Source organism: Bradyrhizobium sp. SZCCT0231 (assembly GCF_018130245.1).
Taxonomy (GTDB): domain Bacteria; phylum Pseudomonadota; class Alphaproteobacteria; order Rhizobiales; family Xanthobacteraceae; genus Bradyrhizobium; species Bradyrhizobium japonicum_F.
In genome coordinates, this window is the sequence record NZ_JAFCKP010000003.1 from 120110 (window position 1) to 146207 (window position 26098).

Here is a 26098-nt window from a genome sequence, read left to right on the forward strand (position 1 = left end):
AAGAAGAGACATGCGAGGAAACGTGAGAAGGGAGACGCGATGACGTCCCTGATCGCCGGCGGCATCGATTGCGACGTGCATCCGGCCGTACCGCATCTGACCAGCCTGCTGCCGTACCTGAACGACTATTGGCGCGATCAGGTGACGACGCGCGGCATGGTCGACCTTATCTCGCAATCCTATCCGCAGAACTCCCCGATCACCGCGCGGCCGGACTGGCGCCCCGAGACCGGCAAGCCCGGCGAGAGTCTGGAGGCCATGCAGCGCCATGTACTCGATCCCTTCCAGCTCAAGCATGCCATCTGCAATCCGCTGTACGGCGTGCAGATGGTGTTCTCCGAGGACATGCAGGCCGCCTTCTGCCGCGCGCTGAACGATTGGCTGGCGAAGGAATGGCTCGATCGCGACACGCGGTTGCGCGGTTCCATCGTGATCCCCATGCAAAGCGTCGAGAAAGCCGTCGCCGAGATCGAGCGCTGCGCACAGGACAAGCGCTTCGTGCAAGTGCTCATGCTGGTGATGGGCGATACGCCGCTCGGCAAGCGCGCGCTGTGGCCGATCTATGAGGCCGCGGAACGTCTGGAACTCCCGGTCGGCATCCACGCCGGTTCCGCCTATCACAATCCGCCGACCGCCGTGGGCTGGGGGTCCTATCACATCGAGGATTATGTCGGGCAGGCCCAGGCGTTCCAGACCCAGCTCACCAGCCTGATCGTCGAGGGCGTGTTCGCCAAATATCCGCGGCTGAAAATGGTGATGCTGGAGTCCGGAGTCTCCTGGATCGCGCCCTATCTCTGGCGCCTGCACAAGTTCTGGCGCGGGGTGCGAATGGAGACACCGTGGGTCGATCGTGCGCCGCTGGAGATTGTGCGCAGCAACATCCGCTTCTCGTTACAACCATTTGATGCGCCGCCGGAACCTGAGACATTAATTCGCCTGTTTCAGCATATGCAGTCCGACGAATTGGTCCTATTCTCCACCGATTATCCGCACTGGCAGTTCGACGGCCAGGATGCGTTGCCCGAAGGTCTGTCCCCCGATCTCGTGCGCAAGATCATGATCGACAATCCCCATGCAACCTATCCCCGCCTGACGTGAGCCCGCTGCCAAAGGAGGCAAGGCGATGAATATCCAGTTCCGCGAAAACCAAGAAGCCGCTTCCCCACTGACCGTCAAAACCGCAATCGCGGACTGCGACATCCACCCGGCACGCGCCACCCGCACCGAGCTCTATCCCTACCTCGCCAAACGCTGGCAGCATCACCTCGAAGTCTACGGCGTCCACGCCTATCAGGGCGTGATGGAAGGCCCGCCCTATCCGAAGGCCCAGCCCAACGCCTCGCGCCGCGATGCCTATCCGCCGGAAGGCGGGCCGCAAGGCTCCTCGCTCTCCTTCATGCAGAAGCAGCTGCTCGATCCCAACAACGTGCAGTTAGGTGTGCTCAATCCGCTCAACACCGGGCAGGGCATCCGCAATCACGAGCTCTCGGCAGCGTTATGCTCGGCGATCAACGACTGGCAGATCGACAAATGGACCAGCAAGGACAAGCGGCTGAAGGCGTCCATCGTCGTCGGCAATGAGGATGGGCTGTCGGCTGCCGCCGAGATCCGCGAGCGCGCCGGCGACAAGAACTTCGTGCAGGTGCTGCTGCTCAGCCGCAACGTCGAGCCGCTCGGCCAGCGCCGTTACTGGCCGATCTACCAGGCCGCGGAAGAGGCGGGCCTTCCCGTCGGCGTCCACGCCTTCGGCTTCGGTGGCAACCCGATCACGCCGTCGGGCTGGCCGTCCTACTATATCGAGGAGATGGTCGGCCACTCGCAATGCCAGCAATCGGCGCTGGCGAGCCTCGTGCTCGAAGGCGTGTTCGAGCGCTTCCCGAAACTGAAGATGGTGATGATCGAGGCCGGCTTCGGCTGGGCGCCGTCGCTGGCGTGGCGGCTCGACAAGGCCTGGCAGCGGCTCAGGAGCGAGGTGCCGCATGTGAAGCGGCCGCCGTCGGAATATATCCGCGAGCAGGTGTGGTGGACCACACAGCCGATGGAGGATCCTGAAAGCCGCGAGGATCTGTTCGACGTCATCAAATGGATCGGCTGGGACCGGCTGCTGTTCGCGACCGACTATCCGCATTGGGACTATGACGAGCCCTCGCGCGTGCTGCCGGCGGGCGTCAGCGAGGCCAACCGCGAGGCCTTTTATCTGGGCAATGCGAAGAAGCTCTACGGAATAAATTGATGGCGCGTCACGTCATTGCGCCAGTGGACGAGCTTCCGCCCGGCACCCGAAAATTCCTGGAGATCGACGGACGGCCGATCGCCGTCTTCAACATCAAGGGCGAATATTTCGGCCTGATGAACCGCTGCCCGCACCAGGGCGCGGCGCTGTGCGAGGGCCCGCTGATCGGCCTCGCACAGTCGAGCAATCCCGGCGAGATCGAATACACCAAGTTAGGCGAGATCATCCGCTGCCCCTGGCACGGCTGGGAGTTCGACATCCGCACCGGCCAATCCTATTGCGATCCCCGCCGCTTCCGCGTGAAAGCCTATCCGGCCCATGTCGAGCCGGGCGCGAGCGTGGTGAAGGGGCCGTATGTCGCCGAGACGATCCCGGTCAGCGTCGAGAGCGATTACGTGGTGGTCGAACTGTAGCCCCCGCTGTCATTCCGGGGCGCGCGTAGCGCGAGCCCGGAATCCATCGTGCAGCGGGAACGGTGGGAGAAATGGATTCTCTGATGCGCAATTGCGCATCATAGCTCGCCTCTTCGAGGCACCCCGGAATGACAGCCAAGCGCGGGAAGCTGCTGATTTCTCAGGCTTTACTCTGCGCCGCCGCGAGCACCCATTGCCGGAACGCGGCAAGCTTCGGCGCCTCGCGGCGGCCTTCCGGTGCGACCAGGTAGAACCCGGCGTCGGCCGGGAGCGCGATCTTGAAGGGGACCACGAGCCGGCCCTTGGCGATGTCGTCCTGGACGTAGGAGGTCCGCCCCATCGCGACGCCGATGCCGTCGATCGCGGCCTGGATGGTCATGAAGATCATGTCGAAGGTGATGCCGGGTTGCCTTGCGATGTCGGCCGGCAGGCCCGCCGCGGTCAGCCACAGCCGCCAGTCGTCGCTATTGGCGTTGGAGGTGTGCAGCAGGGGATGGTTGCGCAGATCCTCGGGCCGGCGCAGCGGCTTGTCCCCGCGAATGAGCGAAGGGCTGCACACCGGAAACAGCTCGTCCGCCATCAGCCAGTCGGCGCGCACGCCCGGCCATTGGCCGCGGCCATAGCGGATCGCGGCATCGACATTGTCGCGCTGGAAATCGACGAGGCTGGCCGAGGTGGTGATGTGCACGTCGATGCCGGGATGCTGCTCCTGGAAATCGGTCAGCCGCGGCAGCAGCCATTTTGCTGCGAGCGAGGCCAGCGTCGATACCGTCAGCACCTTGTCGTCCTCTTTCCGCAGCAGGCGGTCGGTCGCAAGGCGGAGGTCGTTGAAGGCGGCGCGGACGCCCGGGAGATAGTCGCGCGCCTCCGGCGTCAGCGCCAGTGCGCGGTTCTGCCGAATGAACAGGCGGATGCCGAGCTCCTCCTCCAGCCTGCGGATCTGATGGCTGATCGCGGTCTGGGTCACGTTCAGTTCGCCGGCTGCCAGCGTGAAGCTGAGATGGCGCGCGGCGGCCTCGAACGCCCGCAATCCGTTGAGGGACGGTAATCTGGCAGTCATTTGGCAGCAGGATACATGACGTTATTTCATGCGAAAAGGTACAAATTGTCGTTTGTCGCAGCGCAATAGGAAGCGGATATTAGCGGCCAACTTAGCTCCAGGAGCTGAAAATGTCTACGCTGACCGACAATTCGATGACAAATCATCATGCACCCGGCCTGCTCCAGCAGATCGGCGAGACCGTCCACGTCTGGCATGAGCGCTATCGCACCCGTCGTGAGCTCACCAACTGGACCGCGCGAGATCTCCAGGATGTCGGACTGTCCTGGTCCGACATTGCCTATGAGGCCGACAAACCCTTCTGGCGGGCCTGATTGGCCGCCAGGCCGGCGCCGCCTGATCACGGGGCGCCGGCGGTCCCTTTTTGTGAAGGGCACGTGTCATGAGCACCCTCCGCCTCGAAGACCTCCAGCAATATTCGGACGTGCTGCGCACCCGGCACGGTGAGCGGCTCAATGTCCGCTTCGTCGAGCCGCGCGACACCGACGAGCTCCAGCACTATTTCCGCTCGCTCTCGACCCGCTCCCGCTACAACCGCTTCTTCGGCGCGATCAGCGAATTGCCGAAGGGGCTGCTGAACGATTTCCTCGAGGTCGGCGAGCGCGATCGTTTCACCGTTGTGGCGACCATGATGGTCGACGGCTTCGAGACCATCGTGGCCGAAGCACGCTATGCGTTGCATGCGGAAACGGCGACGCTCGAGTTCGGCCTCTCGGTCGATGACCGCTGGCACGGCCACGGCATCGCCACTGCGCTGATGAAAAACCTCGAATGCCGCGCGGCCGCGCTCGGCGCCGAGCACATGTTCGGCGACACGCTGCGCTCCAACGAGGCCATGGTCTCGCTCGCACGCAAATCCGGCTTCGCCTTCGTCAACCATCCCGACGACTGGAAGCTGGTGCGCTTCGACAAGGAGATCAACCTCGCGCCCAAGGACATTCCCTGCGCGAGCTGGCGCCTCGCCGCCCTTTCCCGTCAGGCCGACAGCCCCTCAGCCTCGGCCTGACATGACTGTAAGCCCGGCCTGGCCAAGCCAGAGCCGGGCGTTTTTTTGCCACCGAGGTCCCTCTCTCCATCGTCATTCCGGGGCGCGCGCAGCGCGAACCCGGAATCCATTTCACCGCGCGTTCTGCGGCCCAATGGATTCCGGGTTCGATGCTGCGCATCGCCCCGGAATGACGGCCCTCGTTTCGGAGCTACTTCCCCGTGAACACCGCCTTGCGCTTCTCGATGAAGGCCTGCACCGCCTCCTTGTGATCGGCGGTCGTGGTGAGGCGGATCAGTCGCTCGGCTTCGTGATCCCTGGCGGTTTCGAAGTCGAACAGCAGGGCCTCGTCGAGATTGTCCTTCATGTAGCGCAGCGCGAGGCGCGGGCCTTCGGCGAGCGATTTGGCCAGCGCGAACGCCTCGGTCTGCAATTTGTCGTCGGGCACGACGCGGTTGACGAGGCCGATCGCTTCGGCGCGTGCTGCATCGATGCGGTCGCCGGTGAACATCAATTCGCGCGCCCGCGCGGTGCCGACGAGGCGGGTGAGCAGCCAGGCGATGCCGTAATCGCCGCTGAGCGCGATGCGGGCATAGCCGGTGGCGACGAAGGCGGATTGCGCGGCGATGCGGATGTCGCAGGCCATGGCGATGGCGAGCCCGGCGCCGACCGCGGGGCCGGGGAGCGCAGCGATGGTCGGCTTGCGCAACGACACCAGCGCGCCGGTGAGCAGCCGCTGTCGCTCCTGGAGATCGGCGACCTTGTCGTCAAAGGACATGTCGAGCTTTGCCTTGTCGCGATGCGCGCCCATGCCCTTGACGTTGCCGCCGGCGCAGAATGCTTCGCCCGCGCCGGTGAGCAGCAGCGCGCCGACATTCGGATCCTCGGCGCAGATCCGGATCATCGTGCGCAGCGCCGGCGTCAGCGCATCCGACAGCGAGTTGCGCGCCTCCGGCCGGTTCAGCGTGATGATGGCGACGCGGTCGCGGATGACGCAGATGAGCTCGTGGATGCCGGTGTCGATGGTGGTTTCGCTGCTCATTGTTCCTCCCCGCTCTCGTAGGGTGGGCAAAGCGAAGCGTGCCCACCATTGTTTCTTAAGTTCGAGATCGTGGGCATGGCGCTTCGCGCCTTTGCCCACCCTACGGCAGTGTGCCTTCAAAACCTCTCCACCCAGGGCCGCAGCTCCAGCTCCCAGCTCCAGGCGCTGCGCGGTTGCTGCAACACGCTCCAATAGCTCTGCGCGATCGCATCGGGATCGAGCATCGAATCCGGCTTGTCCGCGGCTTCCGTCCGCGCCGCGCTCTTGATGCCGCCGTCGATGACGAAATGCGCGACATGGATGCCCTGCGGCGACAATTCGCGCGCCAGGCTCTGCGCGAGGCCGCGCAGCGCGAACTTGCCCATCGCGAAGGGGGCCGACTGCGCATAGCCCTTGACGCTGGCCGAAGCGCCGGTGAACAGGATCGCGCCGCGCTGGTTCGGCAGCATGCGTTTGGCTGCCTGCTGCGCCACCAGGAAGCCGCCATAGGCGCTGACCGCGATCGCCTGCGCGACGTCGGCCGGAACGAGGTCGACGAACGGCCCGCGCGTGCGGCCGCTGGCATTGTAAACGACGAGGTCGGGCGTGCCGATCTCGCGTTCGACGAGGCCGAACAGCCGCTCCACCTCGTCGGGATCGGTGGCGTTGCAGGCATAGGCCTTGGCCCCGGTCTCGGTGCAGAGCGCGCCAAGCTTTTCGATCTTGCGCGCGGCGAGCGCGACGCGGATGCCCTGCGCTGCAAGCAGGCGCGCCAGCGATGCGCTCAGGCCTTCGCCGGCACCGACGATGAGGGCGATCTTGTATTTCGGATGTTCCATGGCGTGATCTCTCGCAGACAGGGAGCCGTTGATCTATGCATGGTCCGCGCGGACAACCAGCCGGCGCGGTCACAATTCCGCAGGGCGAATTGCTCCCTCGCGGCGATCATGCCGCCCTGACGATTTGCGGCTTTATCGCTGTCCGCGACTGGAGCATGATCGACATCATCCGAAGCGGCAAGCGCAAAGAATTGCCGTCGGACGGAAACGAAGAGGACGATCATGCACAAGCCGGTCACAGCGCAGCCAAAAGATGTCGCGGCCGCACCATCCGGCCTGCTGGCGCCCGATACGTCGGGCATGAATTTCTACCGCGCCGATCCGGCGCTGGCGGATCTCTTGCGCATCCATCTGCCCGAGCCACTGTTCCGCCACATCGAGCCGCATCTCGATCGCCTCGGCGAGCTCGCCGGCGGCCATCTCGACGAGTGCGCGCGGCTCGCCGACCGGCACACGCCCATTCTGCACCAGCGCGACAAGTTCGGCCGCGACGTGCAGTGGATCGAATATCATCCGGCCTATCGTGAACTGGAGAACGCCGCGTTCGGCGAGTTCGGCATCCACGCGCTCTCGATCCGCAAGGGCATCATGGGCTGGCCGGACAAATATCCCGTCGTTGCCAAGCACGCCTTCACCTTCCTGTTCAACCAGACCGAATTCGGCATGGGCTGCCCGATCAACGTCACCGACGGCTGCGCCAAGCTGCTGGCGAATTTCGGCAGCGAGGCCCTGAAGGCAAAATATCTCGACGGCCTGACCTCGACCGACATGAGCAAGCTGACCCAAGGCGGCCAGTTCATGACCGAGAAGGAGGGCGGCTCCGATGTCGGCACGCTGACCACGCGCGCGGTGCAGGAGGGCGACCATTGGCGTCTCTACGGCGAGAAATGGTTCTGCTCGAATGCGGACGCGAAAGTCGTGATGCTGCTGGCGCGCCCCGAAGGCGCCGGCCCCGGCACGCGCGGCGTCGGCCTATTCCTGATGCCGCGCTTTCTCGACGACGATTCGCAGAACAACTACCGGATCGTGCGCCTCAAGGACAAGCTCGGCACGCGCTCGATGGCCTCGGGCGAGATCAAGCTCGAAGGCGCGCTTGCGTACGCGGTCGGCAAGCTCGACCGCGGCTTCGTGCAGATGGCCGAGATGGTGAATTCCTCGCGGCTCTCCAACGGCGTCAAGTCGGCCGCGCTGATGCGCCGCGCCTATCATGACGCGATGACCGTGGCGACAAACCGCGTCGTGTTCGGCAGCCGCATCATCGACCTGCCGCTGGGACGGCGGCAGATGCTGAAGATCATGCTGCCGGTCGAGCAGGCGCTGTCGATGAGCTTTCTCACCGCGGACGCGCTCGACCGCGCCGAAGCCGGCAGCCAGGATGCGGCGGCGCTGTTGCGCATCCTCACCCCGACCTTGAAATTCCGCGCCACGCGTGACGCGCGAAAGGTCTGCGGCGATGCGCTCGAGATGCGCGGCGGCATCGGCTATATCGAGGAATTCGCCACCGCCCGCCTGCTGCGCGATGCCCATCTCGGCTCGGTCTGGGAAGGCACCGGCAACATCGTCGCGATCGATGCGCTGCGGCGGGCAGTCGGTCGTCACGGCGCGGAGTCCGCACTCGCGGCCGATCTGCACGCTCGGCTCGACGACAGCGCCTCGGTGCCGCAGGCCTGGCGCGATCATCTGCGTGGCCTCGTCGATCGCGCCGTCGGATTTGCGCGCAAAGTCGCGGCCAAGTCTGAAAACGAAGCCGATGCGCGCCGCGCCACCAGCCTGCTCTATCATGTCGCGAGCTCCGTCGCGCTGGCCTGGGAGGCGCACCGCATCCACGAGATGCGCGGCGATGCACGCCGGCTGCTGCTGTCGCGCCTCGTGATCGACCATCGCGTGACGCCGAGCGATCCGTTCCGGCTGACGGAAAATGCCGCGCAAGCGAACATCGCCGCGCTGCTGCTCGGCGATCGTGCAGGCAGCATGAGCGAGGTTGGCGAACTGATTTTGGCGGCGTAGGCTCGGTCTTCATCTCTCCCATGGGAGGGGTGGAGTCCCTGCAAGCAACGAAACAAAAACAATGAGGAAACACCGATGAAGGCCGCCGTCCTCCATGAAGTCAACCAGCCGCTCGTCATCGAGGACATCAGCCTGCCGAAGCCCGGCCCGCGCGAGGTGCTGATCCGCACGGCAGTCGCGGGCCTCTGCCACTCCGACCTGCACTTCATGGAGGGCCTTTATCCGCATCCGCTGCCTGCGGTGCTCGGGCACGAATCCGCCGGTGTGGTCGAGCAGGTCGGCTCCGATGTCACCTACGTCAAGCCGGGCGACCATGTCGTCACCTGTCTGTCCGTGTTTTGCGGCACCTGCGACAACTGCACCACGGGCCGGACCGTGCTCTGCACCGACACCACGGTGAAGATGATGCCGGGCGTCTCCAACCGGATGCAATGGTCGAAGCCGGAGAAGCTGCACCAGTTTCTCAATCTGTCCTCCTTCGCCGAGCAGATGCTGGTACACGAGAACGCCATCGTGAAGATCCGCAGGGAGATGCCGCTCGATCTCGCCGCGCTGATCGGCTGCGGCGTCATCACCGGCTACGGCGCGGTGGTGAACACGGCAAAGGTGACTGCGGGCGAGACCGTGGCCGTGATCGGCTGCGGCGGCGTCGGCATGGCCGCGATCAACGGCGCGCAGATCGCCGGCGCCGGCCGCATCATCGCCATCGACACCAATCCGGCCAAGCTCCAGCTCGCGACCAAGCTGGGCGCCACCGACATCATCAATCCTGCCGACGGCGACGTGGTGAAGCAGGTGCGCGACCTCACAAATGGCGGCGTGCATCATTCCTTCGAGGTGCTCGGCCGCAAGGAGACCGCCGAGCAGGCGTTCGGCATGCTCGCCTCCGGCGGCACCGCCACCATCGTCGGCATGATCCCGTTCGGCCAGAAGATCGAGCTGCACGGCTTCGATTTCCTGCGCGAGCGCAAGATCCAGGGCTCCTCGATGGGCTCCAACCATTTCCGAGTCGACATGCCCAGGTTGGTCGATTTCTACCTGCGCGGCCGGCTGCATCTCGAAGACTGGATCTCGGCCAAGCTGAAGCTGAGCGAGATCAACGAGGGTTTTGCCAACATGAAAGCCGGCAAGACGCTGCGCAGCGTGATCATGTTCGATAGCTAGCCCATGATGTCAATGCGACGGGGCCGGACCGTCGCTCGAGGCGCAGCGCGACTCCTTGACGAGCAGCAGCGCCATGAGCGCGGCAAGGCCCGCGGCGAGCATATAGGCCGGGGATACGTTCAAGCCGGCGCCTGCCAACAGCAAATAGGAGAACAGTCCCGCCGTCGACGCGGCGAAGCCAAGCCAGGTCAATCTCGGAAGGCGAAATCCACGTTCGCCCTGGCGGAGATCGAGCACCAGATAGAACACCAAAAAGGTGTTGCAGAGCGCCGCCGGCAACAGGCCCATGACGATCTCGCTCTCGAATGCGAGATAGGATAGCACGCCGTCGACCTGGGCAATGACCGCGAACGGCAGATAGCGCAGGTTGAGGCAGGCCAGGGCGATGCTCGCAAGTTCGAACCCATAGAAATAGCGCTCGTGCATCTTGGGAAGCAGGTACGGCATCAGAATGAGCGACGCGCACGCGACGAGCAGAATGAACTCCGGTCCGGTCCGCTTGGACTGTGCGATGAAGATCGAGAGGGCAAGCCCGCTCGCTGCCGCGAGCACGAGGCCAATGGCGACGCCGACTGTGTACGGCGTTCGCCCTGCGAACACCCAGACGTTCGCTGCATTCATGGTCAGGTGATGATACATGTTGGCCTGGCCGAGATAGACGCCGAGCACGGAGACCAGGGATCGGCCCGCAACCAGGACCGGAATGGCAGTGATCGCATAGACTCCCGGAATGGCGGCAAGCCACGCCAGGTGAATCTTGCGGCGCAAAATCATGCCGAGCACGAACGGTCCCAGGAACACGCCCTGCGCCTTCACCGAACAGCCTACGGCGAAAGGCAGAACGCCGTTTCGGTTGCGCATGAACATCGCCACGGACAGCAGCGCAAAAAAGGTCCAGATCGAATCGGCCTGTCCCCACATTGCGCCATTGAAAAGCACCGTCGGTGCAAGCCAAACCGCGCAGAAGGCCATGGACGCGCGCAATGGTACCCTTGTCGCTCGCCAGACCATCTGGGCGATGACGATCGCGCAGCCGAGCTCGAACATTGCCGAAAGCGCCTTCACCAGGGAAAGCGGCTGGCCGAGCCAGTCGAAGCGGGCCGCAATCAGCAGGAGGTAGCTGTAAAACGGTGAGTAGTTGGTGAAAGGCTCGGCCAGCCCACCAATGCCGTGATCCCGAGCAAAGACATACCAGGGGATCAGGAACTGGAAGGTATCGATATTGGTGTGCTCCCGGGCGAGGTAACGGAGTGCAATGCCCGCAAATCCACACGCCAGCATGAGGACGATCGCAAGCTGCGACGTCTTGGGCAACGCATCGTCCGGATTGACGCGGCGGCCGGGCCCAGGCTGCGTGCCGATCGCAATCGTGTTTCTAGTCACGCCATCACTCTTGCTGAAATCGTGCACGACCGTCGACGAACACGGGCCGTGCCCATGACTTCGGCAAGACATGGATTCTGGAATTCAGGTCGTAGTTGTTGGTTGGCGCTCCCTCGAACAGAGAGGCACCCCGAGCTTCGCGCCGGTCCATGGTGACTTCTTCAGGATTGCAACAGCAGTTGGAGCTTCTCGCTCGCAATCAACCTATACGGGAAATCAATTGCCGGTTGCATAAGAAATCGATTGTGCAATCGGCCGATCGCACGCGAACGTATTGTTTGGTTAGCAAATGCTTTAGAAAAACGGGCGCGCGCGGAGCGCGAACCCGGAATCTCGCAGTTGTTTTGCTCCGTCATTGCGAGCGGAGCGAAGCAATCCAGAAATGTCTCCGCGGATGCAGTCCGGATCGCTTCGCTCCGCTCGCAACGACCGGAAGGCTAATCATCAAACAATGACGGCGGCACGAAGCCGCCGAACGCCCGCTCGATCAGCTCGGCGAGCTTGAGCGGCGTCCTGTCCTCGAGGAAGGGACCGACGATCTGAACGCCGACCGGCAGGCCGTCTTTCGACAGACCGAGCGGAACGGCCGTCGCAGGCAGGCCCGGGAGCGTTGCGATGCCCGGCCAGGCGAGCTGGTCGGAATAGGGATAGTCCTTGCCGTCGATGCCGATCGTTCGCAGGCGCTGCTCCGGCGAATGATCATGCGGAAAGGCCGGCGTCGGCATGATCGGGCAGATCACCGCGTCGAAGCTCGTGAATAACGCGCGCCATTGTGCGCGCAGGCCGGCGCGGCTACCCGCGTCGAGCACCCAGGCGCGGTGGCTCGCGGTGATGCCGCGCAGTCGTTCCGTACCGAGGCTCCGGTCCTCCGGCGACAGCTGGCTCGCCCGTGCCTGCGCATCCGCCAGCTCGTCGGGCAAGAAGAACGCGCCGAGGAAGCCCAGCAGCATGCGCATGTAAAGCCGCGACGTCTCCGCAAAGTCCGGGAGCAGCGCGCTCTCGCGTGCGACGGTGACGCCGGCCTTCGCAAGATCGGTTGCGAGCTTGTCGATCGCGCCGCGGACATCCCGGTCGCTGGGCAGCAGCGGATGGCTGTCGATCGCCAGGACACGAAAATCCCGCAGCGACTGATGCCGTGCGACAGGCAAGTCGAGCTTGTAGGCGATACCGGCATCGAGCGGATCGGGTCCTGCCATGACGTCGAGCAGCAAGGAAAGATCCGCCGCCGTGCGCGCCATCGGCCCGATGACAGCGAGGTCGCCCTCGCGCGGAATGGCTGGAAACGGCGGCGGGGTCTCGCCGCGCGCCGCGCACAGATTGATGGTCGGCTTGTGAGCGAAGACGCCGCAATGAAATGCCGGCACACGCAGGGAGCCGCCGATGTCGGAGCCGGTGGCGAGCGCGCAATAGCCCGCGGCAAGGGCTGCCGACGATCCCCCGGAAGAACCGCCCGGTGTGCGGCCGAGATCATAGGGGTTGTTGGTGGTGCCGTAGATGTCGTTGTAGCTCTGCCAGTCGCCGAGGCCGACCGGCACGTTGGTCTTGCCCAGGATCACGCCGCCGGCCTGCTTGATGCGTGTCACCGCCAGCGCGTCTTCCACGGGCTTGAAGTTCTTCTGCGGCACGAACCCCCAGGTCGTCGGCAGGCCGGCGATGTTGAAGGATTCCTTGATCGTGATGGGCAGGCCGAGCAGCGGCTTGCGCTCGCCGCGGGCCAATGCGGCGTCCGCTTCGCGCGCCGCAACGAGCGCGCGATCGAAATCGCGCACGCAGATGGCGTTGATCTTGCCGTCATGACGCTCGATACGGGCGATCGCATCCTGCGTGAGCTCGACCGCCGAGACCTTCTTCGCGCTCAATGCGGCCGACAGCTCGACCGCGCTCTTGAAATTCCATTCCGATTTGGCCACGACGCGTCTCCCGCTCTGGTTGTCGAAGGATGATGCGCAGTTTGGCCGAACGCTGCAACCGCTGTTTGATCGTGATTGATGTGTCTCAATCTGTCATCGCCCGCCTAGTGCGCAATTGCGCACAGGGGCGGGCGATCCAGTATTCCAGAGACGGTTGTGACTGAACTGATAGGCCGCGGCGTACTGGATGCCCCGCCTGCCGCCTTCGCTAAAGCTTCGGCGCCCCTAGACCTTAACCCCGGCGAAGCCTTGGCGTAGCCGGGTCGCGGGGCATGACAGCGAATGTGACGCGAGCTACGCCGCCCCGATCACGATCCCCACCGCCAGCACGATGGCGCCGCCGAGCACGATCTGGAACACGGCCTGGAGGAACGGCGTGTCCATGTAGCGCGAGCGGATGAAGGCGATCGCCCACAATTCGAAGAACACGACGACGCAGGCGATTGCCGTCGCGATCCAGAACGCGTTGGCCCAGCTGTCGGGCACGAGATAGGGCGCGGTGTGACCGAGCCCGCCGAGCGTCGTCATCGCGCCGCAGGTGATGCCGCGCAGCCAGGGCGAGCCGCGCCCCGTGAGGGAGCCGTCGTCGGACAAAGCTTCCGCGAAGCCCATGCTGATGCCTGCGCCGATCGAAGCGGCGAGGCCGACCAGGAAAGTCTGCCAGTTCTGGTGCGTGGCGAACGCGGCGGCGAACAGCGGCGCCAGCGTCGAGACCGAGCCGTCCATCAACCCGGCAAGGCCCGGCTGCACATATTGCAGCACGAACATCCGCCGTCGCGTGCGGTCTTCCTCCGCGCGCACGTCGGGCTTCAGGATCTCGTCGGTCAGCCTGGCGGCGGTGTGCTCGTGGCTTTTCTCGGCCTCGGCGAGGTCGCCAAGCAGCCGGCGCACGCTGATGTCCTCGGCCTGCTCGGCGGCCTTCGCATAGAAGCGCTCGGCCTCGAGCTCCATGGTCTCGACTTCCCGGCGGATCGTGTCGAGCGGCAGGTTCTTGGTCAGCCAGATCGGGCGGCGGCGCAGGAATCCCTTGACGTCCTCGCGGCGGATCGGCGGCAGATGCTGGCCGAAGCGCTGCTCGTACAATTCCAGCAGCATGTGACGATGGCCGCGCTCCTCCTCGGCCATCTGCTCGAACAGCTTGGCCGAGTCCGGGTAGCGTTCCCTCAGGTCCTCGGCGAAGGTCATGTAAATGCGGCTGTCCTCCTCCTCGGAGGAGATCGCGACCGCCAGCACCTCGCGCTCGGTCAGATCGGCAAAATTCTTCACGGCGGCCCTGGCATTGATTAGAATTATTCTAAACTATATAAAGCGCGGCCGTTTCCGGGTCAAATCAGGCGGTGCTCGCCTTGGTGAGGAAGTCCAGCAGCAACCCGCTCACCTCGGCCGGCTGCTCCTGCTGGACCCAATGGCCGGCGCCGTCGACGAGATGGCAGCCGAGCATCTTCGTGCACGCGCGCCCCTGCATCGACTCGAACGTGCCCGGACGCTGATACGTGCCCCAATCCTGTTTCCCCGAGATGAAGCAGGAGGGCACGTCGATGCTGCGGCCGGCAAACAATTGCAGCTCGCTGTTGAAGGCGCCCGAGGTGCCGCAGCGATACCATTGCAGCCCGCCCTGGAATCCGGTGCGGCCATATTCGGCGCTGTAATAGGCGAGGTCGCTGTCCGGCAGCCATTGGTTGGCGGCGATCGCGGCCGGCGACGGCATCTCCTTCGCAACCGTCCCGGCCATGGTCTCGTTCAGATCCATCACGTAATAGGTCGGCAGCTTCGCCAGCTCCTGCGCCGACCACGATTGCAGCGGATAGGGCTTGTTCCCGGTCCAGTCCGCGCTCTTGTGATGATAATAGGCGCGCAGGAAATCATGCAGGCCCTGCGGCGCGCGGTGCATGTCGGCATTCGCCTCGCGCGTCGAGTAGTACCATTGATAGTGTTTTCGCGGCCGCGGCAGCGCGGCGAGCTCGCGATGAACAGGATCTTCGGCCGCAGGCTTTGCCGGCATGTCGACGGTGCCAAACGGCAGCGGCGGCGGTCCGCCGAACGGCGCGCTCATCATCGTCACCGAGCGAAACACATCGGGCCGGATCAAGGCGCACCAGGCCGCGACCGGGCTGCCGAAATCGTGTCCGACCACATCGGCCTGCCTGTAACCGAACGCCGACACCAGGCCGAGCGCGTCGCGCACCAGGTTGAACAGCGAGAAGGGCGCAAGACCGCCGTCATACTCCGCACGCCATCCCGTCGTGCGTCCATAGCCGCGCTGGTCCGGCGCGATCACGTGATAGCCGGCCGCGGCGAGCGCCGGCATCACCTTGCGCCAGGAGAACGCCAGCTCCGGAAAACCGTGCAGCAAGAGGATGCAGGGCCGGCCCTTGGTCTCGAAGCCGGCCTCCAGCACATGCATCCGCAAGCCGTTGATGTCGTCGACATAACGCGAGCGGATTCCGGCGGGCAGGGGAATGTCGGGGAGTACGGTCATCAATTCTCTCCACACGGGTGGAATCGTAGGGTGGGCTAAGCGGAGCGTGCCCACCATCAGGTGTGGTGGGCACGGCGCGCGAAGCGCGCGCCTTTGCCCACCCTACGGGATCTCGGCCAGATCACACCGCAGCACACACGAACCCGTTGCCCTTGCGCTTGATCTTGCCGACCGACGGTGACGGAAAATGCGCCGTACAGCACAGCGTGTCGGTGTCGCAATAGCGCTCCAGGAAGCTGCGGCGCGTCGCGGCTGCCTTGGTCGGATCGACGTCGAATTTGATCGACAGCTCCGGATAGAGCGTCTGCAGCGGCGAGTGCATGAGATCGCCCGAGAATACCGCATCGTCCTTGCCGCGGCCCATCGTGATGGCGATATGGCCCGGCGTGTGACCGGGCGTCGGCAGGATGCGGACGTGGTCGCCGATCTGATGGTCGTTGCCGACGAGCTCGTGCCTGTTGGCCTCGACCACCGGCAGCACGCTGTCGGCGAAAGGCGGGACTTCCGCCTTCGCATTCTGCGCGGACCAATGATCGAATTCCTGCCTGGCAAAGACGTAGCGTGCCTTCGGGAAGGTCGGCACCCAGCGGCCGTTCTCCAGCCGCGTGTTCCAGCCGACATGGTCGACATGCAGATGCGTGCACATCACGAAGTCGATGTCATCGACCGAGAACCCCGCGGCGCTGAGACCGCGCAAATAGGTGTCGTCGGTCTTCATGTTCCATTTCGGCCGATTGGGGCGCGGCTTGTCGTTGCCGATGCAGCTGTCGATCAAAATGGTGTGGTGCGGCGTCTTCACCACATAGGACTGGAAGCAGAGCAGCAGCACATCGTCATCGTCGAGTGCTTTGGCCTGCCGCATCCAGGCCCGGTTCTCGGCCAGCACCTCTGCCGTCAGTCCCGGCAGCATCTCCAGCGCCGGGACGAACGAGGTTTCCTGCTCGATGATGCGATGGATGGTGAGATCGCCGACCGAGTATTTGAGGCTCATGAGAACTCCCGCACTTTACGCCGCCGGCGGCACCGAGATCTTCACCGAGGGCCGCTCCAGCATCTTCTGGTGGAAGGCGTCGAGCTTGGGATAGGCCTTGCGCCAGCCGCAATCGGCGAAGCGGAAGTCGGCATAGCCGAGCACGCAAACGAGGCCGATCTGCGAGATGTCGAACGGGCCGTTCAGCACCTCCGGCATGTTCTCGAAGCGCGCCATGCCGGTCCAGGCCCTGTTCCAATGATCGTCCGACCACGCCTGCCATTGCAGGCCCTGCGGCCGCGCCATCTTCTCGTAGCGGCACAGCAGCATGGAATCGAGCATGCCGTTGATCAGCGAGTGGTTGGTCTTGGCCTTCCAGCGCCGCGGACCGTAATCGGGGATCAGGCTGCCGCCGGCCATCTCGTTGAGATATTCGACGATGACGTAGGAGTCCAAAATCACGTCGCCGTCATTGGTGATCAGCACCGGCAGCTTCTTCAGCGGCGTGATCTTCGAATAGTCCTCGTTGGCCGTGCCCGGCGTCACGGCCGCGGGCACGAACTCGATCTTGTCGATCAGCCCAAGCTCGATCGCGGCGATACGCACCTTGCGGGCGAAGGGCGAGGCGGGGGAGAAGGTGAGCTTCATGGAACGATCCTGATGAACATCGGGCAGTTGTTTTCGTCATTGCGAGCGAAGCGAAGCAATCCAGACTGTCTCCGCAGAAAGAACCTGGATTGCTTCGTCGCCAGCGCAAAATTGCTTCGCAATTTTGTCGCGGGCTCCTCGCAATGACGGGGAGAGAGCGGAGGCTTACGCCGCGACGATCTCCTGGCGCTGCTCGCCAAGGCCTTCGATGCCCAGCGTCACGACGTCGCCGACATTGAGGAAGGTCGGCGGCTTCATGCCCATGCCGACGCCGGGCGGGGTGCCCGTGGTGACGACGTCGCCGGGCAGCAGCGTCATGAATTGCGAGACGTAGGAAATGCACTTGGCCATGGTGAAGATCATGGTCGCGGTCGAGCCGGTCTGGCGGCGCTGGCCGTTGACGTCGAGCCACATCGAAAGGTTCTGCACGTCCTTGATCTCGTCCTTGGTCGCGAGCCACGGCCCGAGCGGGCCGAACGTGTCGTGCGACTTGCCCTTGGTCCACTGGCCCAGGCGCTCGATCTGGAAATTGCGCTCGGAGACGTCGTTGCAGACGCAGTAGCCGGCGACGTGGTTGAGTGCATCGGCTTCCGAGACGTATTTCGCACGGGTGCCGATGATCGCGGCAATCTCGACCTCCCAGTCGAGCTTGGTCGAGCCGCGCGGCTTCTCGACCGGATCGTTCGGGCCGGAGAGCGAGGTGTTCGCCTTGAGGAAGAAGATCGGCTCGGCCGGAATCGGGTTGCCCGTCTCCTTGGCGTGATCGCTGTAGTTGAGGCCGATCGCCACGAATTTCGAGATGCCGGTGACGGGCGCTCCGAACCGCGGCTTGCCGGACACGGCGGGCAGCGAGGCGGGGTCGAGCGCCGCCAGCTTCTTCAGGGACTCAGGCGAATAGGCCTCGCCGGTGAGGTCCTTCACATGCGCCGACAGGTCGCGCAACTGGCCGGATTTGTCGATCAGGCCGGGCTTTTCCGCACCCTTCTCGCCGTAACGAACAAGCTTCATTCTCGTTTCTCCCTGGAGATTGGACCGATCGGTTAACAGCTTCATGGAACAGGGCGGCAGGAAATTCAACCGCCCAAAACGGAGATCACCCCAGCGCTACAAACCTGAACGCGTCCCCCTCCCGCCTGATATGTCCCGCCGAAAAGTGTCCGCCGATCACCAGCGCCTCCGTGTCGGCAAAGCGCGAGAACACCTTGTGCCGGGACGCTGCCGATTGGGCGGGATCGGTGTCGACGACCGAGCACCAGTCGAGATGCGCCATCTGGCAGGGGTGATGGGCGACGTCGCCGGCGAGCAGGCCCTGCTCGCCGTCAGATTTGATCAGGATGCTCATATGGCCGGGGCTGTGGCCCGGGGTCGGGATCATGCTGATCTCCTCGCAGAGCCGGTGGTCGCTCGCGATCAGATCGGCCCTTTCGGCATCGACGATCGGCTGCACGGAATCATTGAACACCGCCGCCTTGTCCGGCTCCGTGGAATGGTCGCGCCAGTGCTCGTATTCGGTCCTGCCGAAAACGTAGCGCGCCTTCGGGAAGGTCGGCACCCATTTGCCATCGACCAGCTTCGTGTTCCAGCCGACATGATCGACATGAAGATGCGTGCACAGCACGGTGTCGATGCTGTCGGGCGCAAAGCCGGCCGCGGTCATCGTCTCCAGGAATGGCGCGCTGCGATTGTTCCAGGTCGGGACGCTGCGGCCCTGCTTGTCGTTGCCAAGGCCGGTGTCGACCACGATGCGGCGCGTCGGCGTCTCCACCACCAGCGAATGGATCGACATCTTCAGCCGGCCTTCCTCGGTGGCGAAATGCGGGATCAGCCAGGGCAGCTTGCGGATTTCGTCGTCGGTCGCGAGCGGCAGGATGAAGCGGGTCGAGCCGACCGTCTCCAATTCCACCACCTTGGTGATTTTGACCCTGCCCACCTTCCACTGCATCCGGCACCTTCCCATGTTCTTTTTGGCGCCGAAACATGCGGTTTTCCGCCATCGAGCGCAATGGATCATCTGACGCGATGCGGCGTTATCGCGGGAACCGGAGAAGGAGCCATGCCAGAGCTTGCAATATCCGCTGATAAGGTCGCCTTCATCATCGAGAAGGCACGCGAATTCGACGTCAAGGAGGCGGGCTCCGATCCGGATTCCGGCTCCAACCCGAGCGATGACGATGCGGTCGATGTCCTCGAGGACGATGGCTCCGACCCTGTCGTCCAAGAGCTCGGCAGCTTCATGATCGCCCTGAACGAGGACGAGCAGGTCGATCTCGTCGCGCTGACCTGGCTCGGTCGCGGTGACGGCACGATCGAGGATTGGGACGATTTGCGGGCCCGCGCCGTGGAGGCGCGGGGTGAGTATCGCAGCCCGCGTCGCGAAACGGTGCACTATCTGCTTGGCGAGCCGATGCTGGGCGACCTGCTCGCGGGCGGGCTCGACGAATTCGGCATCGACTGGACCGGCGAGCGACTCACCGCCGATTCCTCCGATCCCAGCGAACGGGACGAGGACGAGCCGACGAAGCAGCGGTGAGTACCGTGAACTCTCTCCCCGCAGGCACGGGGAGAGAGAAGAAGTATTACAGCGTGCCCGGGAACGCGCCGCCATCCAGCAGAATGTTCTGTCCGGTGATGAAGCCGGCCTTGGCGCCGCACAGGAAGGCGCAGGCGTAGCCGAACTCGTCGGGCTGGCCGAAGCGGCCGGCGGGGTTCAGCTTGGCGCGCTCGGCCAGGATCTGCTGCGGCGTGACGCCGCGCTTGTCGGCTTCGCCCTTCGCGGTGCTGGTCAGGCGATCGGTCTCGAACGGGCCCGGCAGCAGGCCGTTGATGGTGACATTGTTGATCACCGTCTTGCGCGACAGGCCGGCGATGAAGCCGGTGAGGCCGGCGCGCGCGCCGTTGGAGAGGCCGAGGATGTCGATCGGCGCCTTCACCGCGGCCGAGGTGATGTTGACGATGCGGCCGAACTTGCGCGCCATCATGCCGTCGACGGTCGCCTTGATCAGCTCGATCGGGGTGAGCATGTTGGCGTCGATCGCCTTGATCCAGTCGTCGCGGGTCCAGTTGCGGAAATCGCCGGGCGGCGGGCCGCCGGCATTGTTGATCAGGATGTCGGGATCGGGGCAGGCCTTCAGCACGGCCTCGCGCCCCGCCGGCGTCGTGATGTCGCCGACGATCTCGGTGACCTTCACGCCGGGATAGGCCTTGCGGATCTCGTCGGCGGTCTTCTTCAGGGCTTCGGCGCCGCGCGCGGTCAGCGTGACGTCAACGCCGGCTTCGGCCAGCGAGATGGCGCAGGCGCGCCCCAGGCCTTTGCTGGATGCGCAGACGATGGCGCGGCGACCTTTGATCCCAAGATCCACTGTTTCACTCCCGTAAATGTCAGGCAGGTTTTGAACGGGCCGCACTCTAGCCAACTGTGACGCCGCTGATAAGGGAGGTGCCCGCACCAAAATGCATGCGCGCCGGCACTAGCGATGCAAATGCGCCTGATCAGATCCGCCGCTCCTGCTTGAGGCGGTCGATCGCGGCATAGACGGCGAGATCGAAACTGTTCATGAGCACAACCCTGCCTTGACGGGACGAATGAACGCCGAACCGATCATTCCGGTTTCCGGTCGCTAAAATCGTCTGTATTGGTGGCTCCAAAGCTCGGGGAAATCGTCCAAGGAATGCGTCATGTCAGGCCTATTCGACGTCAGTCAAGAAACCATCCTCGTCACGGGCGCGAGCCAGGGGCTGGGCCGGCAATTTGCCCGGGTGCTGGCGGCACATGGTGCGGCCGTCGCGCTCGCCGCGCGGCAGACTGACAAGCTGAAGAGCCTCGAGGAGGAGATCCGCGGCAAGGGCGGCCGCGCGGCTGCGGTCGCGCTCGATGTCACCGACACAGCCTCGATCGCCAGGGCTGTCGATGCCGTCGAAGCCGCGCTCGGCCCCGTCACGGTGCTGATCAACAATGCCGGCATCGCCATCGAGAAGCTCGCGACCGAGCAGACCGAGGCGGACTGGGACGCGGTGATCGGCGCCAACCTGAAGGGCGCCTATTTCCTCGCGACGGAAGTGGCGCGGCGCATGATCGCGCGCAAGCAGTCTGGCAACATCGTCAACATCGCCTCCGTGCTCGGCACCGGCGTCTTGAAGGCGGTCTCGCCTTACGCGATCTCCAAGGCCGGCATCATCCAGGCGACCAAGGCGATGGCGCTGGAGCTCGCGGGGCAGAACATCCGCATCAACGCGCTCGCGCCCGGCTATATCGACACCGAGATGAATCACGCGTTCTGGTCGACGCCCGCAGGCGAGCGCCTCGCCAAGCGCATTCCGCAGCGCCGCGTCGGCGCCGAGTCCGATCTCGACGGCGCCATCCTGCTGCTGGCATCGAATGCGTCGCGCTACATGACGGGAAGCGTTGTGACGGTGGACGGCGGGTTTCTGCTGAACTGAGCCGCCGTATTGCTCGGCATGTCCGGGACGACAGCGGAGAGTGCGGCAGCAGCTTGCCCTTCGCAGCACGACAGCGGAGAATGACGTGGCAGCGTCGCCTAGCTCGCCCGCATCTCCGCACCGATCATATCCGCCGCCTTCTCCCCGATCATGATCGTCGGCGCATTGGTGTTGCCGCCGATCAGCGTCGGCATGATCGAGGCGTCGACGACGCGCAGGGCCTCGACACCGTGCACCTTCAGCGCCGGATCGACCACGGCAAGCGCATCCGTGCCCATCTTGCAGGTGCCGACGGGATGATAGACGGTGTCGACGCGCTCGCGCAGCACGGCGCGGATATCGTCGTCGCTGCGGACGTTGGCGGTGAACATGTCCCTGGTCTGCAGCGCGCGCAGCGCCGGCGTCTCCATCAGGCGGCGCGTGGTCTTGAAGCCCGCCACCATCGCCTCGAGATCCTCGTCCTCGCCCAAGAAATTCGGATCGATCAGCGGAGCCTGCATCGCATCATTGCTCGCGAGTGAAACGCTGCCGCGGCTCTTCGGGCGGAGCAGGCAGACATGGCAGGAAAAGCCGGTGCCGCCATGCCGCTTGCGGCCGTGATCGTCGACCATGGCCATGCCGAAATGCAGCTGGATATCGGGAATGTCGAGATCGGGCCGCGTCTTCAGGAAGCCGCCGCATTCGGCGAAATTGGAGGTGAGGGGACCGCGGCGCTCGCGCCTGTATTGCAGGATGGCGCGGATCAGCCGCGGCATGCCCTTGAGCGAGATGCCCGCGAAATGGGGACTGTCGGACATGTAGCCGAAGATGAAGTCGGGATGGTCCTGCAGGTTTCGTCCGACGCCCGGCAGATGATGCACGCTTGCGATGCCGTGGGCGCGAAGCGCGGCGGCATCGCCGATGCCCGACAGCATCAAAAGCTGCGGCGACTGAAACGCACCGGCGGCCAGGATCACCTCACGCCGGGCGCGAAGCTGCTTCAATTGCTTGCCCTGCCGGTACTCGACGCCGACCGCGCGCCTGCCTTCGAACAGGATGCGCGTGGCATGGGCCTGCGTCTCGACGCGCAGGTTCGCGCGCTTGCCCATGTGCGGGTGGACATAGGCCCGCGCCGCGCTCCAGCGCTCGCCGTTCTTCTGCGTCACCTGGTAGATGCCGAGCCCTTCATGGTCGTCAGTGTTGAAATCCTCGCGGATGCGGAATTGCCCCTCCTGCGCCGCCTGCAGGAAGATCTGCTGCACCGGATTGCCGGAGCGCAGCTTGTTGACGAACAGCGGCCCGCCCTTGCCGTGATATTCGCCGTCGAAATCGGCGTTGTTCTCCGCGCGCTTGAAATAGGGCAGCACGTCTGCGTACGACCAGCCGCTGTTGCCGAGCGAAGCCCAGCGGTCGTAATCGGCGCGATGGCCGCGGATATAGACCATGGCGTTGATCGCGGAGGAGCCGCCGAGACCCTTGCCGCGCGGCTGATAGCCGATGCGGCCGTTCAGCCCCTTCTGCGGCACGGTATTGAAGGCCCAGTTGTTGACGTTACCGGCGACCATCAGCACCAGCGCGCCCGGCGTGGTCACGATCCAGTTGTCGCATGCGCCGCCCGCATCGAGCAGCGCAACGGATGTCGCCGCATCCTCCGACAGCCGGCCCGCCACCGTGCAGCCGCCCGAGCCTGCGCCCACGACGACGAAATCGAATGTGTCGGTCACCTGTTTCCCCCTGCATTTTCTTCTCGTCATTCCGGGGCGCGCGCAGCGCGAACTATGGTGCGCAATTGCGCACCATAGTTCGCCTCTTCGAGGCGCCCCGGAATGACGAGCTCCTACGACATGAACCGCATCAACTTCTCCAGCCGCGCGATCTTGCCGCCATAGGGCGGATAGAGATCGGCGAGGCGGTTGAACCTGGAGCGATCGCGACGCGGTGCGGCGTCATCCAGCTCTTGTCGGCGACCACGCTGCGCAGCCGCGCCAGCCGGTCGAGCCGCTGAGCAAGGTCGGGCGCCGGCTCGTCCCGCGACCGCGCGCGCATGGCGTGGAAGGCCTCTTCGAGGGCCCGCAGCGGGGCGCTCGTCAGGGATTTGTCCACGGCGTTCCTCCCTCGAACCGGCGTTTCAGCCTTAATCTTGTTGCCGCAAGCTGGCTCTTTGTGGAACTTCTGGCAAGAGCGCGCGGAACTGCGCGGAAATTCGTCCATCTCCCTGTCATAAAGTCGAAAAAAACGTTCCCGCAGCCCTTTCCAAAGGCACCCCGCCTTGATACATACGCCCCGCACCCGACGGGCATTGCCCCCGGGTTGCCTTCCAAGGAAGCCTTTGGGACGGAAGAAGCAAGCTGCGCGAACAGCGCCGGCCGCAACCGACCGTCCCCGGCCTTTCGGCAAAGGCGCGCAACAGTTTAACGCGGGGTGGAGCAGCCCGGTAGCTCGTCAGGCTCATAACCTGAAGGTCATAGGTTCAAATCCTATCCCCGCAACCAAGACGATCGAAAAGAACCCAGCAATCTCATTGGATTGCTGGGTTTTTGCTTTTGATGCGCCAGGCTCGCTTTAGCAAAATCAATAGCTCGGTTTCGCCGGTTGGCTGCGCTCATCAGAAATCCATCGGCGGCGTGGCTGGAGCGTGTGCGTCCGGCTTCTTCGGCTTTTCAGCGACGAGGGCCTCGGTCGTGACCAGAAGCGAAGCGATCGAGGCGCCATCCTGTAGCGCGGTGCGGACGACCTTGGCGGGATCGATCACGCCGGCCTTGACCATATCCTCATATTCGCCCGTCGCGGCATTGAAGCCCCAATTATAGTTATCCTTCTCGAGCAGTCTTGCGACCACCAGCGAGCCGTCCTCGCCGGCATTTTCCACGATCTGGCGCGCCGGCGTCTGGAGCGCGCGGCGCACGATGTCGACGCCCGCCTTTTGGTCGGAGCTGGCGGTCTTGATGCCCTTGAGCACCTTCTGCGCCCTGAGCAGCGCCACCCCACCGCCGGGCAGGATGCCTTCTTCCACCGCTGCGCGGGTTGCATGCAGCGCGTCGTCGACGCGGTCCTTGCGTTCCTTCACCTCGATCTCGGTCGCGCCACCAACGCGGATCACTGCGACACCACCCGCGAGCTTTGCCATGCGTTCCTGCAGCTTCTCGCGGTCGTAATCAGAAGTGGTCTCTTCGATCTGTACCTTGATCTGCGCGATACGGCCGTCGATGTCCTTTCTCGCGCCGGCGCCGCTGACGATGGTTGTGTTCTCCTTCTCGACCACGATCTTGTTGGCGCACCCGAGCATGTTGAGCGTGACGTTTTCGAGCTTGATGCCGAGATCTTCCGAGATCATTGTGCCGGCGGTCAGCACCGCGATGTCTTCCAGCATCGCCTTGCGCCGATCGCCAAATCCCGGCGCTTTGACGGCGGCGACCTTTAGGCCGCCGCGCAGCTTGTTGACGACAAGTGTCGCCAGCACCTCGCCCTCGACATCCTCGGCAATGATCAGAAGCGGCTTGCCCGATTGCACCACGGCTTCAAGCAGCGGCAGTAGGCTCTGAAGCACAGACAATTTTTTCTCGTGGATCAGGATATAGGCGTCCTCGAGCTCGATCCGCATCTTCTCGGCATTGGTGACGAAATAGGGCGAGACATAGCCGCGGTCGAACTGCATGCCCTCGACCACCTCGAGTTCGGTGTTGAGGCTTTTGGCCTCTTCCACCGTGATGACGCCCTCATTGCCGACCTTCTTCATGGCATCGGCCAAGAACTTGCCGATCTCGGCATCGCCATTTGCGGAGATGGTGGCAACCTGGGCGATTTCTTCGTTGGTGGTGACCTTCCTGGCATGGCTCTTCAGGTCGCGAACGATCGCATCCACCGCAAGATCGATACCGCGCTTCAGATCCATCGGGTTCATGCCGGCGGCGACCGACTTGGCGCCTTCCTTGACGATGGCCTCCGCCAGCACGGTCGCGGTGGTGGTGCCGTCGCCCGCGACGTCGCTCGTTTTGGAGGCGACCTCGCGCACCATTTGCGCGCCCATGTTCTCGAACTTGTCCTCCAGCTCGATCTCTTTCGCGACCGTGACGCCGTCCTTGGTGATGCGCGGCGCACCGAACGACCTGTCAAGAACGACGTTGCGACCCTTGGGACCGAGCGTGACCTTCACGGCGTTCGCCAGAACATCGATGCCGCGCAGCATCTTTTCGCGTGCCTCTGTGGAGAATTTCACGTCCTTGGCAACCATGATGCGAACCTCCCTGAAATGATTTTCAGATTCTCGCCCTGAGTCGCCTTCTCGGCATGCATGCGGTGCACGACCGTGCGCTCATTCAGTGGTCGGGATTACTTGCATGTCCTCCTTAAGCGATCAGCGATGTCACAGGACGGGGGCCAGAAACCAGCCTTGGCACAAATTCGACCTATGAAAGAAGGGGGGCCGTTCAAGAGGGCGGGCACAGATTTTGGTACTCCCGGAAGGAGTGCCGGGCGGCAACCGCAGTGTCACAGAAATTATCGTGTCTCATTCCAGGGGGGCAGTCCAGTGCAGTCCAGTGCACTTAATGGAGCGTCTCGGGACGCGCGC

Annotated in this window: 24 protein-coding genes and 1 tRNA gene; 10 read left to right on the forward strand and 15 right to left on the reverse strand. The window is 64.2% G+C overall.

Features of this window, described 5'->3' with window-relative positions:
* Positions 1-39: 39 nt before the first annotated feature.
* Genes JQ566_RS10940 through JQ566_RS10950 form a run of 3 tightly spaced genes read left to right on the forward strand, consistent with a single transcriptional unit; the run spans position 40 to position 2646 of the window.
* Positions 40-1098: an amidohydrolase family protein gene (locus JQ566_RS10940; protein ID WP_212372250.1), complete on the forward strand. Its 1059-nt coding sequence runs from the start codon at positions 40-42 to the stop codon at positions 1096-1098.
* Between the two features lie 25 nt (positions 1099-1123).
* Positions 1124-2233: an amidohydrolase family protein gene (locus tag JQ566_RS10945; RefSeq protein WP_212372251.1), complete on the forward strand. Its 1110-nt coding sequence runs from the start codon at positions 1124-1126 to the stop codon at positions 2231-2233.
* On the forward strand, positions 2233-2646 hold the full coding sequence (locus tag JQ566_RS10950; protein ID WP_212372252.1) for a Rieske (2Fe-2S) protein: 414 nt from the start codon (positions 2233-2235) through the stop codon (positions 2644-2646). The genes JQ566_RS10945 and JQ566_RS10950 overlap by 1 nt, the downstream gene beginning before the upstream one ends.
* A 160-nt stretch (positions 2647-2806) precedes the next feature.
* Here JQ566_RS10950 and JQ566_RS10955 read toward each other — a convergent pair whose 3' ends face one another.
* Positions 2807-3706, reverse strand: coding sequence for a transcriptional regulator GcvA (locus JQ566_RS10955; RefSeq protein ID WP_212372253.1), 900 nt, complete (start codon positions 3704-3706; stop codon positions 2807-2809).
* Positions 3707-3816: 110 nt separating this feature from the next.
* Here JQ566_RS10955 and JQ566_RS10960 point away from each other — a divergent pair, with 110 nt between their 5' ends.
* A complete protein-coding gene (locus JQ566_RS10960) occupies positions 3817-4020 on the forward strand; it encodes a DUF1127 domain-containing protein (protein ID WP_212372254.1) in 204 nt (67 codons plus the stop codon).
* A 68-nt stretch (positions 4021-4088) separates the two neighbouring features.
* The gene (locus JQ566_RS10965) at positions 4089-4712 is read left to right on the forward strand and encodes a GNAT family N-acetyltransferase (RefSeq protein WP_212372255.1); all 624 of its coding nucleotides are present in this window, start codon (positions 4089-4091) and stop codon (positions 4710-4712) included.
* A 190-nt stretch (positions 4713-4902) separates the two neighbouring features.
* Here JQ566_RS10965 and JQ566_RS10970 read toward each other — a convergent pair whose 3' ends face one another.
* Complete coding sequence (locus tag JQ566_RS10970; RefSeq protein ID WP_212372256.1) at positions 4903-5733, reverse strand: enoyl-CoA hydratase; 831 nt, start codon at positions 5731-5733, stop codon at positions 4903-4905.
* A 116-nt stretch (positions 5734-5849) separates the two neighbouring features.
* Positions 5850-6551: an SDR family NAD(P)-dependent oxidoreductase gene (locus tag JQ566_RS10975; protein ID WP_212372257.1), complete on the reverse strand. Its 702-nt coding sequence runs from the start codon at positions 6549-6551 to the stop codon at positions 5850-5852.
* A 222-nt stretch (positions 6552-6773) separates the two neighbouring features.
* On the opposite strand from JQ566_RS10975, the gene JQ566_RS10980 reads away from it, so the two are divergent.
* A complete protein-coding gene (locus JQ566_RS10980) occupies positions 6774-8558 on the forward strand; it encodes an acyl-CoA dehydrogenase family protein (RefSeq protein WP_212372258.1) in 1785 nt (594 codons plus the stop codon).
* 75 nt (positions 8559-8633) lie between these two features.
* The gene (locus JQ566_RS10985; RefSeq protein ID WP_212372259.1) at positions 8634-9722 is read left to right on the forward strand and encodes a Zn-dependent alcohol dehydrogenase; all 1089 of its coding nucleotides are present in this window, start codon (positions 8634-8636) and stop codon (positions 9720-9722) included.
* 9 nt (positions 9723-9731) lie between these two features.
* Here the strand turns inward: JQ566_RS10985 and JQ566_RS10990 are convergent, their stop codons facing one another.
* The 8 genes from JQ566_RS10990 to JQ566_RS11025 all read right to left on the reverse strand — a co-directional run bounded on the left by JQ566_RS10990 (position 9732) and on the right by JQ566_RS11025 (position 19054).
* Positions 9732-11132 (reverse strand): hypothetical protein, encoded by a 1401-nt coding sequence (locus JQ566_RS10990; protein ID WP_249139378.1) that lies wholly within the window; start codon positions 11130-11132, stop codon positions 9732-9734.
* A gap of 410 nt (positions 11133-11542) precedes the next feature.
* Entirely contained in the window at positions 11543-13015 is a 1473-nt protein-coding gene (locus JQ566_RS10995) for an amidase (protein WP_212372260.1), read from the reverse strand.
* A 294-nt stretch (positions 13016-13309) separates the two neighbouring features.
* Positions 13310-14281 (reverse strand): iron exporter MbfA, encoded by a 972-nt coding sequence (mbfA, locus tag JQ566_RS11000; RefSeq protein WP_212372261.1) that lies wholly within the window; start codon positions 14279-14281, stop codon positions 13310-13312.
* A 64-nt stretch (positions 14282-14345) separates the two neighbouring features.
* Positions 14346-15494, reverse strand: a complete 1149-nt coding sequence (locus JQ566_RS11005; protein ID WP_212372262.1) for an alpha/beta fold hydrolase — start codon at positions 15492-15494, stop codon at positions 14346-14348.
* Between the two features lie 121 nt (positions 15495-15615).
* Positions 15616-16485, reverse strand: a complete 870-nt coding sequence (locus JQ566_RS11010) for an MBL fold metallo-hydrolase (protein WP_212372263.1) — start codon at positions 16483-16485, stop codon at positions 15616-15618.
* Between the two features lie 15 nt (positions 16486-16500).
* Positions 16501-17112, reverse strand: coding sequence for a glutathione S-transferase family protein (locus JQ566_RS11015; protein ID WP_212372264.1), 612 nt, complete (start codon positions 17110-17112; stop codon positions 16501-16503).
* A 165-nt stretch (positions 17113-17277) separates the two neighbouring features.
* A complete protein-coding gene (locus JQ566_RS11020) occupies positions 17278-18120 on the reverse strand; it encodes a fumarylacetoacetate hydrolase family protein (RefSeq protein ID WP_212372265.1) in 843 nt (280 codons plus the stop codon).
* 85 nt (positions 18121-18205) lie between these two features.
* Positions 18206-19054, reverse strand: coding sequence for an MBL fold metallo-hydrolase (locus JQ566_RS11025; RefSeq protein WP_212372266.1), 849 nt, complete (start codon positions 19052-19054; stop codon positions 18206-18208).
* A gap of 111 nt (positions 19055-19165) precedes the next feature.
* Between JQ566_RS11025 and JQ566_RS11030 the strand changes: the two genes are divergently transcribed.
* Positions 19166-19642, forward strand: coding sequence for a DUF3775 domain-containing protein (locus JQ566_RS11030; protein ID WP_212372267.1), 477 nt, complete (start codon positions 19166-19168; stop codon positions 19640-19642).
* A 46-nt stretch (positions 19643-19688) separates the two neighbouring features.
* On the opposite strand, the gene JQ566_RS11035 is transcribed toward JQ566_RS11030, so the two are convergent.
* Entirely contained in the window at positions 19689-20471 is a 783-nt protein-coding gene (locus tag JQ566_RS11035; RefSeq protein WP_212372268.1) for an SDR family oxidoreductase, read from the reverse strand.
* 316 nt (positions 20472-20787) lie between these two features.
* Here JQ566_RS11035 and JQ566_RS11040 point away from each other — a divergent pair, with 316 nt between their 5' ends.
* Positions 20788-21549 (forward strand): SDR family oxidoreductase, encoded by a 762-nt coding sequence (locus JQ566_RS11040; RefSeq protein ID WP_212372269.1) that lies wholly within the window; start codon positions 20788-20790, stop codon positions 21547-21549.
* 98 nt (positions 21550-21647) lie between these two features.
* Here the strand turns inward: JQ566_RS11040 and JQ566_RS11045 are convergent, their stop codons facing one another.
* Together JQ566_RS11045 and JQ566_RS34545 are read right to left on the reverse strand one after the other, a co-directional pair.
* A complete protein-coding gene (locus tag JQ566_RS11045) occupies positions 21648-23252 on the reverse strand; it encodes a GMC family oxidoreductase (RefSeq protein ID WP_212372270.1) in 1605 nt (534 codons plus the stop codon).
* Positions 23253-23382: 130 nt separating this feature from the next.
* Positions 23383-23631 (reverse strand): hypothetical protein, encoded by a 249-nt coding sequence (locus tag JQ566_RS34545; protein ID WP_249139442.1) that lies wholly within the window; start codon positions 23629-23631, stop codon positions 23383-23385.
* A 312-nt stretch (positions 23632-23943) separates the two neighbouring features.
* Here JQ566_RS34545 and JQ566_RS11055 point away from each other — a divergent pair.
* Positions 23944-24020, forward strand: a tRNA-Met gene (locus JQ566_RS11055).
* A 113-nt stretch (positions 24021-24133) separates the two neighbouring features.
* Here the strand turns inward: JQ566_RS11055 and groL are convergent.
* Positions 24134-25759: a chaperonin GroEL gene (gene groL / locus JQ566_RS11060; RefSeq protein WP_212372271.1), complete on the reverse strand. Its 1626-nt coding sequence runs from the start codon at positions 25757-25759 to the stop codon at positions 24134-24136.
* Positions 25760-26098: the final 339 nt, after the last annotated feature.